Source organism: Nostoc sp. JL31 (assembly GCF_017114965.1).
Classification (GTDB): Bacteria; Cyanobacteriota; Cyanobacteriia; order Cyanobacteriales; family Nostocaceae; genus Nostoc; species Nostoc punctiforme_A.
Window position 1 is genome coordinate 140185 of record NZ_JABXKO010000106.1, and the last position, 15700, is coordinate 155884.

At 44.5% G+C, this 15700-nt stretch carries 9 protein-coding genes; 4 read left to right on the top strand and 5 right to left on the bottom strand.

The genetic code is table 11. The features are described 5' to 3' along the window. Window positions 1–6: 6 nt before the first annotated feature. Together HWQ43_RS26485 and chlP are read right to left on the bottom strand one after the other, a co-directional pair. Complete coding sequence (locus HWQ43_RS26485) at window positions 7–1359, bottom strand: pentapeptide repeat-containing protein (RefSeq protein WP_292739202.1); 1353 nt, start codon at window positions 1357–1359, stop codon at window positions 7–9. 649 nt (window positions 1360–2008) lie between these two features. Next, on the bottom strand, window positions 2009–3229 hold the full coding sequence (gene chlP, locus HWQ43_RS26490; protein WP_292739204.1) for a geranylgeranyl reductase: 1221 nt from the start codon (window positions 3227–3229) through the stop codon (window positions 2009–2011). Window positions 3230–3416: 187 nt separating this feature from the next. On the opposite strand from chlP, the gene yidD reads away from it, so the two are divergent. Further along, window positions 3417–3923 (top strand): membrane protein insertion efficiency factor YidD, encoded by a 507-nt coding sequence (yidD, locus tag HWQ43_RS26495; RefSeq protein ID WP_292739206.1) that lies wholly within the window; start codon window positions 3417–3419, stop codon window positions 3921–3923. A 94-nt stretch (window positions 3924–4017) separates the two neighbouring features. Then, entirely contained in the window at window positions 4018–5034 is a 1017-nt protein-coding gene (locus HWQ43_RS26500) for a sulfate/molybdate ABC transporter ATP-binding protein (RefSeq protein WP_292739208.1), read from the top strand. Window positions 5035–5322: 288 nt separating this feature from the next. On the opposite strand, the gene HWQ43_RS26505 is transcribed toward HWQ43_RS26500, so the two are convergent. Beyond that, on the bottom strand, window positions 5323–8139 hold the full coding sequence (locus HWQ43_RS26505) for a pitrilysin family protein (RefSeq protein WP_292739209.1): 2817 nt from the start codon (window positions 8137–8139) through the stop codon (window positions 5323–5325). A 355-nt stretch (window positions 8140–8494) separates the two neighbouring features. Between HWQ43_RS26505 and HWQ43_RS26510 the strand changes: the two genes are divergently transcribed. Next, the gene (locus tag HWQ43_RS26510) at window positions 8495–8962 is read left to right on the top strand and encodes a hypothetical protein (protein ID WP_223265442.1); all 468 of its coding nucleotides are present in this window, start codon (window positions 8495–8497) and stop codon (window positions 8960–8962) included. A gap of 411 nt (window positions 8963–9373) precedes the next feature. Here the strand turns inward: HWQ43_RS26510 and HWQ43_RS26515 are convergent, their stop codons facing one another. Further along, on the bottom strand, window positions 9374–9850 hold the full coding sequence (locus HWQ43_RS26515) for a Uma2 family endonuclease (RefSeq protein WP_292739213.1): 477 nt from the start codon (window positions 9848–9850) through the stop codon (window positions 9374–9376). Between the two features lie 166 nt (window positions 9851–10016). On the opposite strand from HWQ43_RS26515, the gene HWQ43_RS26520 reads away from it, so the two are divergent. Beyond that, on the top strand, window positions 10017–13565 hold the full coding sequence (locus HWQ43_RS26520) for a YlcI/YnfO family protein (RefSeq protein WP_292739215.1): 3549 nt from the start codon (window positions 10017–10019) through the stop codon (window positions 13563–13565). Between the two features lie 32 nt (window positions 13566–13597). Here HWQ43_RS26520 and HWQ43_RS26525 read toward each other — a convergent pair whose 3' ends face one another. After that, complete coding sequence (locus tag HWQ43_RS26525) at window positions 13598–15691, bottom strand: prolyl oligopeptidase family serine peptidase (protein ID WP_292739217.1); 2094 nt, start codon at window positions 15689–15691, stop codon at window positions 13598–13600. Window positions 15692–15700 lie beyond the last annotated feature (9 nt).

The window sequence follows — 15700 nt, forward strand, 5'->3', positions numbered from 1 at the left end:
TTATAATTATCTTCCCAACTTATTAGGAATACCTTCACAACCACCAGGAATAGTAGCTCTAGTTTTTTCGCCACCCCAAGTACAACAGTAGCAACGTGCAGACTCAGACATCCGTTGCACATTACTGAAATCGGCATTTTCCACTACAGCGCCAGTTTGTTCGCCGGTTTCATAATCTGGCGGTTCAGTCCGACTGCGGGGTGATGCTTTATCTACTACACCGTAGAATAGGCGAATGCCGTTGATGTCAGCACCAGTGAGATTAGCATTATATAAAATTGTGCGGGAGAGGTTGGCTTTTACTAAATCACAACCACTCAGGTTAGCGCGGACAAGATTAGCTTCGCTCAGGTCAGTCCAACGCAAATCAGTACCAGAAAGGTCTGCTGCGGCTAGCGTTACGCCTAAATCGATGACACGCACACCTTCTAGGCGGTCTTCTGCATATCCGCCACACCCGTCGAGAATGGCTCGACCTAATAGCCGATCGCGTTGTAAGGGTGAGAGCAACTTGGAACGTGAGAGAAAGCGGAGAATTTTCGCTTTACCACTGCCATCTACGCTACTTAAAATTGCCGCAGTGCGTCCTTCGGCGATCGCTCTCTCTTGGGGCCAATCTTCTAATAATCCTTCTTGATCTAATACTAAGTCTGAAACGCCTTGGAAATAGGAATCAATTGTCTGTTGCTGGGTGATGATGTTTTGCTGAACCGTTAGCAGGTTTTGCTGAATTGTCAAGTCTTTGGAAATAACATATTGTCGCCACGCCACGTAAACGGCGATGACGGCAATCAGAATTTGCCCCAAAGCACCAAACCAATCTGCTAGGGTTCCAGCAATGTCCCAGTCAATCTGGCGTCCCCAAAGCAGTAAACGATCGCCTACACCTGTGAATCTGATCGTGCCGATGATGGCTACTAATAGTCCCAAAAAGGCTACAAACAGGGTGCGTTCTTGGGGTGAAAACCACTCGTCTAAAACTTCTTGGAACCAAGGCAATAATATCGCCAGGGATAACAGCAAAGTTATCAGTGTTCCGATAATGCCAACGATCCAGTTATTGAGGATAATTCCAATAAAGGTGATAGCGATCGCTATTAGAGTAATCAGCAATGCCCTCGGCTTAACTGTGAGTTGTTTGGGAGTGGGTTGCTTGACCTCAGAACGGGCTTGTTGTAAAGCATTTGTATATTGCGGAGATTTTAAAGACGCGATCGCCGCTAGTGCTTGTTGTGTCGCCAGTACTTCTGAGCTTAGGTTTTTCTCAGTTGCACTTCCGTCAAAGTCATCAGGCTGCAAATCGTTTTCGGGGATAGGTTCTGGGGTTGGTAGATTAGAGGAATCGGATTCAATTGTCATGTTTTCTATTTTGCCCCCTCAATCCACGTTATGCAGCGTTTCTAGCGTAGTAAATTCTTAAAAAACAGGCTGAAGATTATTTTTGCTTGTCCTTTTGGCAACTACGACTATTGCCCTAACAGTCATCGCTAGACCTCTTACTCACCTGACTTTAACAGCCTGGAGCGATCGCCTTCAGTTGCGAGTCTGAGATATCCTCTGGACATTGAGACTCTTTGCACTGCCGTTAATTCTTTCCGGAACGCTAAGAGCTAACAAGTCGAGGAACCCACCCAACGCACTGGTTTCTCTGTGCCTCTGCGGTTTTAAAGTGATTTATCTAACCACAGAGGCACAGAGAACACAGAGAAAAGAGAAATTTTTGGACAATAATTTCACCACCTTGAAAGAAAGGGCTACTTCAAAAACTTACGCATTGACAAAAAAATACTAGATATACAGTCTTTGAAGAACTTGGTCTTAGAGGCAATATTCTGTGGGAAGCCGCTTTGCGTCTACACGAATTGCCCCTATAACATGGGTCTATTTACTATCAAATGATAAAAATATATATTGTGGGGTGAGCATCTTGCACGCCCTGATTAATAAGCGTTCAAGATGTCCACCCCACAAAATTGGTAATTTATAATTTCCAGCCCTTTGCCCTCAGTTAAGGTGCAAGGGCATTACCCCGAATTAGACTACCAATGGTTTTGGCAGTAATCTTCAATTGGGTGATGGGATTAGCTGGGACAACCGTTTTATACAGATAGCTATCGAATGTTAGCCGTTGTACATCGAGGTCATCACACATTTCCACAAACGCTTCGCGGGTAGCGTCGGAACGATAGAACACACTTTGCAGAATGTCCAACACCTTATAAGTGAGTCCGTATCTTTTATCCCAACGCTTCAGGTAAACCTTGAGGTCGCCTTCTGTAGGAATACGGCTACCACTGTTAGATGTTTCTACAATGGTTTCGGCACACATCCGCCCAGATTTAGCGGCAAAATAAATACCTTCACCAGAGGACTTGGTAACATAACCAGCAGCATCTCCCACCAAGGCGATGCGACCAACGACACGACGGGGACGGGGATGTTCAGGAATGGGGTGCGCTTCGACTTTGATGATTTTACCGCCTGCCAATTTTTCGGAAGCACGGGCGCGGATACCAGCTTGTAACTGTTTGATGCTGGCTTTATTGATGTGCATTGTCCCAGTACCGACAGCTACGTGGTCATATTTGGGGAAAACCCAAGCGTAGAAATCGGTCGAAACGTCATCACCGACATACATTTCGGCGAGGTCGTTATAGTAGGCCATTTTGTCTTCGGGTAAGCGAATTCGCTCTTGGAAAGCGATCGCATAATTGTAATCCCCAGCGTCCATTTCTTTAGCAACGCGAGAATTAGCCCCATCTGCCCCAATAATTAGATCCACTTTCAGAGTTTTGGCAATACCCTGTGATATACCATCTGTGTGGTCAATGTAATGGATGGTATAGGGATCAGTATTGTTTCCTGGGATATCAAGTTTATGAACAGTTGCATTAATTAAATTTGCGCCTAGTTTGGCCGCGCGATCGCGCAAAAAACCATCTAGCACTTCCCGGCGGCACATTCCTATATATTCATCTTCATTTACCAGATTAATATCAACTTCCCGATTAGAAGGTGAAATCATTTTCATCTTCCGTACCCGGCGATCGATAATCTCTGGTGGTAAGTCAAATTCACTCACCATACATAGGGGAATTGCGCCCCCACAAGGCTTTGCATTGTCTAGCTTCCGCTCAAATAGGTAGGTTTCAATCCCAGAGGCTGCCAGTGTTTCAGCGGCAGATGAACCAGCAGGGCCTGACCCAATAACAGCAACCCGTAGTGTCAAAGGTCTTTCTCCCAATCTTCACATTTACCGAGAGCATACTACCACGGTCTTTCTAGTGATTTGGCGCTTTTCCTCCAGGTTTCTGCACAAATGCAATATTCCTTAATGTTTCGATACGAATTAAGGGTTGGGCATTGGGCATTGGGAAGAATGAAGAATATTGCCTACCTAGTCTCCAGTCCTCAATATGCAGATTTCCTTATTCGATTCTTTTACTAGACAAGTTAGTACTGCCGCAATTACTGGATATCAAAAGCATATTTCCGCACACAAAGGTTTTGCTTGTGCCCACAGAATACTATATGGCGGCGAATCTTGCTCTCAATACATCAAGCAGGTAGTTGCCAAGGAAGGGTTAAAAGCAGCTTTTGTTAATTCCCGTGAACGATTTCAAGCTTGCAAGCAAGCCAACCAAATTTTGCGAATGCATAGCGACAACTCAGAAGAATCCTCAGAGGAGAAAGCAGACAGGCAGCAACGACAAGCATCTGGTAAAGTTACTCAAAAATCCTCATTTATTAGTAACGACAATACTAACTGTTTTGATTGTGCCGATTTGGGCTGCAATTGTGCCGAGATCGTTAGCATGACTCCTGATTGTGGTTCTCTAGATTGTGGTGCTGCTAATTGCAGTTCCCTAGATTGTAGTGGTGCTGACTGTAGCTTCCTTGACTGTGGCAGTTGCGGTAGCTAAATATTGTTCATCTCTCAATAACGATATATGGTATATATAAGACACAGTAATCCTAGCAAGGATCTGTAGATTTAGTTGCAGAGGGATAGCAGCAGTGGGCATAGTAGTTGAGAACGTCTCCAAACAATTCGGGAGTTTCAAGGCAGTCGATCAAGTCAGCCTAGAAATTAAGAGTGGTTCGCTAGTTGCGTTGCTAGGGCCATCGGGATCGGGTAAATCCACGCTACTACGGTTAATTTCAGGTTTAGAAATGCCAGATAGCGGCAAAATCCTGCTTACCGGTAAGGACGCTACATACCAAAGTGTGCAACAGCGAAATATTGGTTTTGTGTTTCAACACTATGCCTTATTCAAGCATTTGACTGTCAAGCAAAATATTGCCTTTGGCTTAGAAATTCGTAAGGCACAGCCAAAGAGGATTAAGGGGCGGGTGGAACAGTTACTCGAATTGGTGCAATTGAGTGGATTAGGCGATCGCTATCCATCACAACTTTCTGGTGGTCAAAGACAACGGGTAGCTTTAGCCAGGGCTTTGGCAGTAGAACCGGAAGTTTTATTGCTAGATGAACCCTTTGGCGCACTTGATGCTAAAGTCCGCAAAGATTTACGAGCATGGTTACGCCGCCTCCATGATGAGGTTCATGTTACCACGGTTTTCGTCACCCACGACCAAGAGGAAGCAATGGAAGTTTCCGATGAGGTTGTGGTGATGAATAAAGGACGTGTGGAACAGGTGGGGACACCAGCCGAAATTTACGATAATCCTGCTACGGCATTTGTAATGAGCTTCATCGGCCCGGTGAATGTGTTACCCAGCAACTCGAAGATTTTTCAAAGTAGCGGCTTTGATACGCCACACCCACAAGTGTTTTTGCGTCCGCAAGATGTGATTTTTGAAAAGGTTGCTAACGGTGCTACTACACCTGCAACAGTGAGCCGATTGATACATTTGGGTTGGGAAATTCAGGTGGAATTAACTTTCGATGACGGGCAAGTAGTGATGGCGCATTTAACACGCGATCGCTTTAATGACTTAGAGTTAGAACCGCTACAGCGGGTGTATGTAAAGCCAAAGGATGCAAAGTCTTTCCCAGTGTCTTATTCAATTTGAAGGAGGCAGGAGGCAGGGGGCAGAAGGCAGAAGACAGTCCCTATGAAACAAGTTTCAAAAGCCTTGGATGAAAGAATAACTGGAGACTGTTATTTTTACTCAGCACTCAGCCCTCAGCCCTCAAAACTCAGCCCTCAACCCTCAGCCTTCAGCATTCAGCACTTTCAAGTCAGGGGGAAGGAGCTAAATAATTAGTGAACAATGAAATCCCCGAATTCTTAGAGAAATCGAGGATCTTGTGATTGCGATTTTTACAAATCAAATCGCATTGCGATGTATTTGAGGTGATTAGTTGCCCTTCGTTACAGCATCTCCAGACCCGGCGGTGACAATCACCAGATTTTCTGGCTTAATTAAATCTTCAATTGCCTGTTGCATATCAGTCATAGTAACTGCTTGAATCCGCTGAGGAAACTCTCGGATTTCAGACCGTGAAAGCCCTAAAACAGCATTATCCAAAATGATACTTGATACACTGCTGGGATTAGCTAAATCCACGGGGTAGCTATTGGTAATTGAGCGTTTTGCTGTATTGAATTCAGCCTCAGTTACTCCTTGTTCGCGTAACTGTTTTAGTAAAGCGAGAGTACTGGCGATCGCTTTTTGGGCATCTCCAGGAGCAGTTTGCATTTGAATCAAGAACGGCCCAGGATTGATCCCAGCAGCAAAACCACTATATATACCGTAGGTTAGACCTTGGCGATCGCGCACTTCTGTACCCAGGCGGCTGGCTAAGGTATCACCACCCAAAATTTGATTTAGCACTAGTGCCGCATAATAACGTGGGTCTTTCCGAGAGATGCCACTGTAGCCGATGTAAGTAACAGCCTCAGCTTTACCGGGAATTACTTTGTTTAGTTGTGTCAAAGTTTTCGGAAATGGTACTGTTGGTATTTTGAGAACAGGTGGCTTACCTGTGGCTTGCCATTTACCAAATACCTGATTTAGCAAAGCTTTTACCTTAACTGAATCAAAATCTCCAACTATTGCGATCGTCGTGGTATCCGGTCGGTAGTGTGTCTGGTAGAAACCAAGCAAATCATCACGAGTAATAGTCTTTAAACTCTCGGCTGTGGGAAAGCTGTGGAATGGATGATTTTCAGGGTAAATTGCCTGCTGAAAGACTTGCCTTCCCAAACCTCTAGGGTCATCTAGCTGGACTTTCAGACTTGTCAGTGCCCTTTGGCGGCTCAGTTCTAACTGATCGGCGGGGAAAGTGGCGTTTTCTAACACATCTGCCAGAGTTTGAATCAATATTGGCAGATTTGCTGAAAGTCCCTCACCGCTGACGTTAACTCCCTCTCGGCTAGCACTGAAGCTCAAACCTGCTCCCAGGTCTTCTAAGGTTTTTGCTAGAGTCAGAGCATTTTTAGTCTGCGTCCCATTCATTAAGTTACTTGCAGTTAGATTCGCTAATCCAGCTTTTTGATTGCCATCAAATTCAGCACCAGCGTCAATTTGTCCACTTAAGTTAATAGTGGGAAGATTGCGATCGCTCAACAGCAGAACCTTCACACCATTCTTTAAGGTAAACTCTTCTGGTAGTGATTGTTTAGTTGAATCTGTTTCTGATGTAGCTGGTGGTAGATATTTCGCCAGTTCTGCTGGATCTACAGGCTTACCAGGGCTGAAATTTTCCACCGTGCGTCCAGAACCAGCGCTAGAAGTTCCTGGTTTACCATCTGGTTGAGTCGGCTCAAAGAAGCCGATGGTTTGTTGAGCCGGATTGAGGTAAGTTTTTGCAGCTTTCTGGACTTGAGCAGGAGTCACTTTCGCGATCGCAGCCAGATACCTTTCAATAAAACGATAATCCCCTGCGATCGTTTGGTTATAACCCAGTTGATTAGCCTGACTAGTGATATCTTGATTACCCAAAATATACGAGGCTTGCAGTTGCGTTTTCGCCCGCTTCAACTCTTCTGAGGTAACAGGCTGCTCTTGCAATTTTATTAAAGATTCTTGGAGTACCTGGGCAATTTTCCCCAACTCTTGACCGGGAGCCGCCGTAGCATCAATTTCATACCAACCCGGTTCGATGAGTTCGGCAGCACCACCACTCACTGAACTAGCGAGTCCAGATTCCACCAAAGCCTGATAAAGCCGAGAACTACGTCCACCTGTAAGAATGGCATCCATCAAATCAATTGCTGGAACATCAGGATGTTTGATATCTGGCAGAGGATATACCACTTGCAATAGTGCTGTACTTCCAGGTTGCTTGAGGACAATCGGTGCTTTTTTCGCAGCAGGCGTAGACGGGGAAGCGTCAGCAATGGAAGAAGATGCCGAGGAATTATCAATTGCTCTCCTGGCATTATTGACTACCGTATTCTTTTTTGCTCGTTGCGATAACTTCCCAAAAGTTTTTTGGACAACTTTGAGTGCGGGTTTTGTGGCAAAATCTCCGGTAATCACCAACGTGGCATTTTCTGGGCTGTAGTAGGTCTGGTAATAATTCCGTACCTGCTCCACCGTGAATTGCTCTACATCGGCTTTTGTGCCTCCCACCGATAAACCATAAGGTCGATTAGGGAAAGCAGCCCGCATCACTGCCCGCTCTAGGCGATAGCCTGGTGAATTTTCGTATCCCTGTAACTCCGAGATCACCACCCGCTTTTCACTTGTAAGTTGTTCAGGTCCTATTAAAGAGTTTTCCATGCGATCGGCTTCCAGTGTCAGCAGTGCTTCCAATTTGTCTCGCTGCACTGTGCCAAAGTAAGCTGTTTCGTCATAACTAGTAAAAGCATTGAACTGGCTACCCAAAGCACTAAACAACCGTCCAAACTGTACAGGACGGTCATTGGTGCCTTTGAACATCAAATGTTCTAGCTGGTGAGAAATACCATTCTCTCCCTTAACCTCGTTGCGTGAGCCAACTTTATACCAAACTTGCACACTCACCACAGGAGCAGTATGAACTTCTTTGGTTAGTACCGTTAAGCCGTTGTCTAATACAGTTTTTTGCACTCCTTGGGTGAATGAGACAGTAGATACAGGTGCAACGGCTGTTGGCGTTGCAGCATTACTGAAATTGCCTGACAAGGGCACAATAGTTAAAAGAAGGCTGAGGAAAAATCCTAGAATCATGTATGGTCGCCGTTTCATAAGCAATACAAAATTTCCAATTTTAAAATAAAACCCCAAAGGGTATTTCAAAATCTAAATCTAACTCAAGTTGCTAGTTATGGAGGGATAAGACAAAAATGCAATCAAAAACTTATTGCGGCACTACTTTTTTGCCTATACCATACCTGGGTGCATTTGTTAAAACTACCCAAGAGTTATCAAGTTCGTAGCTAAAATTTTTACATTAGAAATTATTGCAAATAGATTAACAAGCATTGCAATGTGTTTCACTTTACACGATTGTAGTAATATCTACTTTTAAAATTGGTTTGATACCTATTGTCATCCTATTCGGGTAAGCATCTTTGTCAAACTAGCAAAAACTTTTTTAGATATGCAAACAAGAAACTTAATTGGATCGTTCACATTAGGTATGCTGTTAACAGCAATACCTGTATTATCAGCTAATGCCTCAGAAGTAGTACCAAATTTATACCAGTTTCAAGGTAAGAATGTCAGCATTAGTTACTCAACGACAAGCTTTATTGGCAAGCCCCTTTTTACCTATAAAGATAAGCAACAGACATTAAACTTTCAAGGTACTGAGCAGATCCGTAGTGTAGAAACAGAGATTGGTACACTAGTAACTGTAACTATCCGTAAGACAGTAGATACTGGCAATACCATATTTACTTTGATCTTACCCCGTGTAAACCTTGGAAAAAGCAACTCAGCCGCAGTAGAAACTAAGGGAATCACAACAACAAATCTCTTTTCTGTGATTCCTAAATTCAACCAGGGGCAAAGACAAACTTATACGACAATCCATTTGACTGGTACAGCCCAAGCTGTCGCGTTTTAACTACACAAGCAGGATAAAGATATTAAACTTCTTGCTCGCATCGCGAAAAGCGGTAATACTGTTCGGTTAAGGCAAGACGCGATGAATCGCCGTCTCTACAATAATCATTCCTTGGTAGAAACAGTGATTTATCGCATCTTTAGCTATCTAGAATTTTCATCAAAAAACCTTAATCGAACCGTATTCAGGGTGAAGGTAAATAATTGTTTGCCTTCACCATTATCACTTAACTTTTTGTGAAGGTTAATATCGCGTTATTTATAAAATAGATGATAATTTAAATTAAGTCATGTTTATTTTTATGCAATTTTTAATTAAAGATTATCACTACTTTTAAGATGCATTTTAAAAATAAGTAATTTAGGCGATGCCTACGGCGGTAAACTACGCTCTTTTCGATGTTCTCTACAATTAGCGTTTAATTTGCTTAGGAAACTTAGGAACTAACAAAGATTGCTCTAACTCACCTTGCTCATTATAGAATGTCATTTGACCTTGTTCATTACATAACCACACCTCCACAGCTTGAGCTTCTAAATATAAATTTCTTTTAAATTCCATTTCTTCCAAAGTGTTACCAGTTGATTTGACTTCTACAGAAATTTCTGGTGCAATAGAAGCTGATACTTCATCTTCAATTTGAGAAAATCTTTCTTCTGAACACCAGACAACATCAGCAACTTTCACACCGTCTGATGTGCTGATAGCACATTCTGGCATTACTTCTCCTGTATTCAATAAAGATTCCAATAACCGTTGGATTCTTCCTTGATAAAAAGAATGTTTAATTTTGACTGGACTCATAACGATTTGACCCCATTTATTTAATTCAATTTTGAAGGGTAAATCTTGTAATTGTTTGTGTTCGCAAACTTCTTCCCATTTCATAATTAATATTTGCCTAGAGTGAGGGATTGATTGAATTTTAACTCATCTATCAATATTAAAACTCACTCTCTGATTGCAGATAAGGAGAGTGGAAGCAAACCTAATCTTACTATTTTATGGGCACAATACAATAAATGGTATCCATATTCTAGTTACACTCATTGCTATGGAACGCGAAGCCTTAACAATCTGTTTTCCGCCTGACTTGCTTGCAAAAGCCAGGAAACTCAAGGAAGGTAGCGAATCATTTAATGATTTAATAGTTAAGGCTTTAGAACGGGAAATGCGACACCGCCAGGGATGGGCTGGCGATCGCACCAAGGCTGAAAACCTCTTTGTTGGTGGCGGCGAGATAGGTGCATTGTTGAGATCGCACGATTGGTCGCAAACGCCACTAGGGACCGTCGAAACCTGGTCGGACAGCCTAAAAAGGGCTGTGCAGATCCTATTAACAGAATTAGATCGAGTCCAGCAGCTAGAATCCGATCTGCTGCCGGAGCGCACATCAACAGATGCCTTGCGTCAAGCTGCCCAAGCTGATGCGTTTCGAGTCAAGCTCACCAATGCGCTACGCCCGCTGACTGACGCTAATGAGATTCAGGCGATCGCTGCCTTTGTTCTGGGCGAGTCTCTAGGGGCAAGCCGCGTTATTTACATTGAAGTGTTACCGGACGGCAAAGAGGTCATCGTTCATAAAAACTACACGAACGGCATTGCCGAACTGAACGGACTGTACCATCTAGAAGACTTTGGGCGCAACCTGACAGATGACCATCGAGCGGGACGAACGGCGATCGTTCCCGATGTGACCAACTACTCTAAATACACAGCTAGCGAGAAGGCAAGATATCAAACGATTGATATTGCCGCGCATATTGATGTGCCGTTGATCAAGAACGATCAATTTGTCGCGTTGCTGGCGGTGCATCAGGCAAACCCTCGCCAGTGGACGGAAGATGACGTGAGACTAGTCGAGGAAACAGCAGCGCAAACGTGGGCAGCCGTCGAGCGTGCCCGTGCTGAAGCAGCATTACGCGAGAACCGCACCGAACTCGAAAGGCAACTGCGGAAGTTCGACGCGATCGCCGCTGCAATTCCCGATTTTATTTACACCTTTGATTTGGCGGGACGGTTCACGTATATCAGCCCGGCGTTACTCAATCTTTGGCAGAAAACTTCGGATGAAGCTTTGGGAAAGAACTTTTTTGAGCTGGATTATCCAACCGATTTAGCGACCCGACTTCAGCAACAGATTCAACAGGCGATCGCCACGCGCCAGCCGATAAATGATGAAACACCCTACACTAGCGCAATCGGCACGCGCGCCTATGAATACATTTTCGTGCCACTTTTGGGCATAAACGGCGCAGTAGAAGCAGTGGCAGGTGTAACGCGAGATATCACCAATCGCAAAAAAGTAGAGCAAGCCTTGCGCCAAAGCGAGGAGCAGACTCGAAATATTCTGGAGAGCATCGCTGAAGCTTTCTTTGCACTGGATGAGAACTGGCACTTTACCTATCTGAATCCATCTGCCGAAACACTACTCGATCGCACTCCAGACGATTTAGTTGGCAAGAATTTGTGGTCAGAGTATCTAGGACTGATTGGCAATGAGTTGGCGCAGGTCTACTTGAGCACCATGCGCGATCGTGTGGCTGCGTCAATGACTGCGTTTTACCCAGATCACGATCGCTGGTACGAAGTTCGCACCTACCCTGCCCCAAATGGCATCACCGTTTATTTCAGGAATGTTACCGAGCAAATTCAAGCCGAAGCCGCCCTGCGTCAATCAGAAGAACGCTACCGGACGCTGTTTGAGTCGATTGATGAAGGCTTCTGCATTGTTGAAGTACTACTTGACGAAAATGATACGCCGATCGACTACCGCTTCTTAGAGATCAATCCCACCTTTGAGCAACAAACAGGAATTCAACAAGCTGTTGGTAAAACAGCGCGTCAGTTAAATTTAGAAGATCACTGGATTGAAATTTACGGTCAAGTCGCTCTGACGGGTGAATCCATTCGGTTTGAAAATAGCTCCAAAACCCTGAACCGTTGGTTTGATGTCTATGCCTGTTGCACGGATGAGCCGCAAGCGCGAAAAGTTGCCATTGTCTTTAAAGATATTAGCGATCGCAAACAGGCAGAACAAGACCTGCGGGAAGCGCAAGTGCAATTAGAGTCTGCTTTAGCAGCAGGAGCCATTTACACATGGCGGTGGCAGATTCCTGAGGATCGCGTGATTGTGAATAAAGCCTTTGCCCTTCTGTTTGGTGTTGACCCAGAGACGGCGGCGACTGGCTTGCCGATCGAACTGTTTGTACAAGCAATGCACGAAGAAGACTGTCCACGAGTGGTTGCAGCTATTAACCAGGCGATCGAAACTGGTGAAGAATATACCGCTGAGTACCGCGTTTATACAGCGGCAGGTGAGGAACGCTGGCTAGCAGCACGCGGTCGCGTTGAATATGCGGCTGATGGCAGACCGCTGGCTTTTCCTGGGGCACTGGCAGATATCACTGACCGTAAGCAAGCTGAAACTGAACGGGAACGACTGCTGACACAAGAGCAGGTTGCTAGAGAAGCAGCCGATCGCGCCAACCGGATCAAAGATGAGTTTTTGGCGGTGCTGTCCCATGAATTGCGATCGCCTCTCAACCCAATTTTAGGCTGGACACGCTTACTACAAAACGGCAAACTGAGCGAAGCCCGTAGAGCCGAAGCCTTGAAAACGATCGAGCGCAATGCCAATCTACAGAAGCAACTAATCGAAGACTTGCTCGACATCTCACGCATCATGCAGGGCAAACTAAGCTTAACAGCGGCTCCGGTAAGTTTGACTTTTGTGATTTCTGCCGCCATTGAAACGGTGCGTTTAGCAGCAGAAGCAAAAAATATTGCGATTGCTCTCGATCTTGACCCTGAGATCGCTCTGATTTCTGGCGATGTAGCCCGATTGCAGCAAGTGGTGTGGAATTTGCTTACCAATGCGGTTAAGTTCACACCCAACGGCGGACAAGTGACGATTGAACTGCGGCAATTCGATGGGCTAGCTCAGATTCAGGTAATCGATACTGGCAAGGGCATCAATCCACGGTTTTTGCCCCATGTCTTTGAGTATTTTCGGCAAGAAGACGGCTCAACGACACGCAAATTTGGCGGGTTGGGATTGGGGCTAGCGATCGTGCGGCAAATTGTCGAAATGCACGGGGGCAGGGTGACAGCAGAAAGTCAGGGTGAGAATCAAGGCGCAACTTTCATCATCCAATTGCCCCTCATGCAGCAGGCAAGAGCGATCGCATCTGAGCCAATCCCCACCCAGACAGAAGCAGAAGTGCCTTTAGACGGTGTTCAAATTTTGCTCGTGGATGATGAGCCAGATACCCGCGAGTTTCAGGCATTTGTGCTGTCACAAAGCGGGGCAAATGTGACAGCCGTCGCTTCTGGCTTAGAAGCTTTGCAAGCTCTAGAGCAGTTCACTCCTGACGTGTTAGTAAGTGACATAGGTATGCCTGAGATGGACGGCTATATGCTGATGCAGCAGATTCGATCTCGCTCACCGAATCAAGGAGGAAACATTCGGGCGATCGCACTGACTGCTTATGCCGCAGAAATTGACCAAAAAAGAGCACTTCAGGTAGGATTTCAAACTCACATTACAAAACCTGTAGAGCCAGAAAAGTTAGTAAGGGCAATAGTTAGTTTAGTCGCGTAGGGTAGGCAATGCCCACCCTACAAAATTGATTGCTAAAATTTCACATCCAAAACACGTACCAAAAAAGCCCATTTGTCTGCGGCTTCCTCGATAATTTTAGCCGTGGGTTTACCCGCACCATGTCCTGCTTTAGTCTCAATTCTAATTAGCGTTGGCGCATCACCTGTGTGAGCCTCTTGCAAAGCGGCGGCAAATTTGAAACTATGAGCAGGGACAACGCGATCGTCATGATCGGCTGTGGTAATTAAGGTTGCTGGGTAAGCTGTATTTGGTTTGATGTTATGTAATGGCGAATAAGCATACAGCGCCGGAAACTCTTCTGGATTATCCGCAGAACCATATTCAGAAGTCCAAGCCCAACCAATGGTAAATTTGTGGAATCGCAACATATCCATAACGCCGACGGCGGGTATTGCTGCACCAAACAAATCGGGACGTTGCGTTATACAAGCACCCACTAATAAACCGCCGTTACTACCACCTGCGATCGCTAGCTTCTCAGTCTTAGTATACTTGTTAGCAATCAACCACTCAGCAGCCCCAATAAAGTCATCAAAGACATTCTGCTTTTGATCCTTTATTCCTGCTTGATGCCATTCTTCGCCGTATTCTCCACCGCCGCGGATATTAGGCATCGCATAGACACCACCCATCTCCATCCACACCAACAAACTCACAGAAAAACCAGGTGTCATTGAAGCATTAAAACCGCCATAAGCATAGAGATAAGTAGGGTTATTTCCATCTAATTTAATACCCTTTTTGTGCGTAATAAACATTGGTACTCTAGTACCATCTTTGCTGTGATAAAAGACTTGTTTTGTCTCATAATCATCAGGATTAAAATCGACCACTGGTTGACGGAAAATCTCACTTTTTCCTGTCACCATGTCGTAGCGATAAATAGTGCCTGGTATGGTAAAGCTGGTAAAACTATAAAAAGTTTCAGTATCATAACGCTTACCACCAAAGCCTCCGGCTGAACCGAGTCCGGGTAGTTCTACCTCTCGAATAAATGCACCTTTGAGGTCAAAAATTTTGATTTGACTGTGAGCATCTTTGAGGTAATCTGCAACGAACTGATTATTAAGTATACCGACACTTTCCAAAGTTTCTGCTGATTGGGGAATGATTTCTTGCCAATTTTCTGGTGCGGGGTTTTTGGTATCAATCGCAATAACCCTTCCACGTGGTGCATTTAAATCTGTGCGAAAATAAAAGACGCTATCATCATTGTCGATAAAGCTATAATCTGCCTCAAATTGGTTAATTAGTTCTACAACTTCTGCATTAGGGTTAGTTAAATCTTTGGAAAAAACCAAATTTTTAGAGTCAGTCCCTAGCCAAATTGAAATTATTAGATAGCGTCCATTTTCAGTAACGCCGCCACTAAAACCCCATTCTTTTTGGTCAGGACGATGATAAATTAGTACGTCTTCTGATTGGGGTTTCCCTAGTTGATGATAGTAGAGCTTTTGATAATAGTTGACATCTTCTAATCGAGTTTTTTCATTTGGTTCATCGTAGCGACTATAGAAAAAACCTTGATGATCGTGTGTCCAAGATGCACCAGAGAATTTAATCCACTTTAGGTGGTCTTGAAGGTCTTCACCAGTTTCAACATTGCGTACTTTCCACTCTTGCCAATCAGAACCGGAGGAGGATAGACCATAAGCTAAAAGTTTACCATCCTCGCTAATGGACAATCCCGAAAGAGCAACAGTGCCATCTTTTGAAAATTTATTGGGATCGAGTAAAACTTTGGGTTGGTCGTCGAGGGTTTTCAAGGTGTAAAGGACACTTTGATTTTGCAGTCCGTCATTTTTGAAATAAAAGTAGCGTTCGATGGAACCGTCTCGTAGAGATTCGCCTTCTTTAAAAGGAATACCGTATTTTTCATAATCCCAAAGTTTGGTGAGGCGCTGTTTAATTTTTTCCCTAGCAGGAATTTCACTCAGGTAGCCAAAAGTAACTTGATTTTGTGCCTCAATCCAAGTTCTTGTTTCTTCAGAGTCAGGATCTTCTAACCAACGGTAAGGGTCTGCGACTAAAGTACCGTGGTAATTATCAGCTTGATTGCTTTTATGGCTGGTTGGGTAAGTGAGAGATTTTTCAGAAGAAGGCATAGTCTTAGG

What these genes read in the sequence shown, in the direction of transcription:
- HWQ43_RS26485 (WP_292739202.1), bottom strand. Translation starts at nt 1,359, where the DNA reads ATGACAATTGAATCCGATTCCTCTAATCTACCAACCCCAGAACCTATC.
- yidD (WP_292739206.1), top strand. Translation starts at nt 3,417, where the DNA reads ATGCAGATTTCCTTATTCGATTCTTTTACTAGACAAGTTAGTACTGCC.
- HWQ43_RS26505 (WP_292739209.1), bottom strand. Translation starts at nt 8,139, where the DNA reads ATGAAACGGCGACCATACATGATTCTAGGATTTTTCCTCAGCCTTCTT.
- HWQ43_RS26510 (WP_223265442.1), top strand. Translation starts at nt 8,495, where the DNA reads ATGCAAACAAGAAACTTAATTGGATCGTTCACATTAGGTATGCTGTTA.
- HWQ43_RS26515 (WP_292739213.1), bottom strand. Translation starts at nt 9,850, where the DNA reads ATGAAATGGGAAGAAGTTTGCGAACACAAACAATTACAAGATTTACCC.
- HWQ43_RS26520 (WP_292739215.1), top strand. Translation starts at nt 10,017, where the DNA reads ATGGAACGCGAAGCCTTAACAATCTGTTTTCCGCCTGACTTGCTTGCA.
- HWQ43_RS26525 (WP_292739217.1), bottom strand. Translation starts at nt 15,691, where the DNA reads ATGCCTTCTTCTGAAAAATCTCTCACTTACCCAACCAGCCATAAAAGC.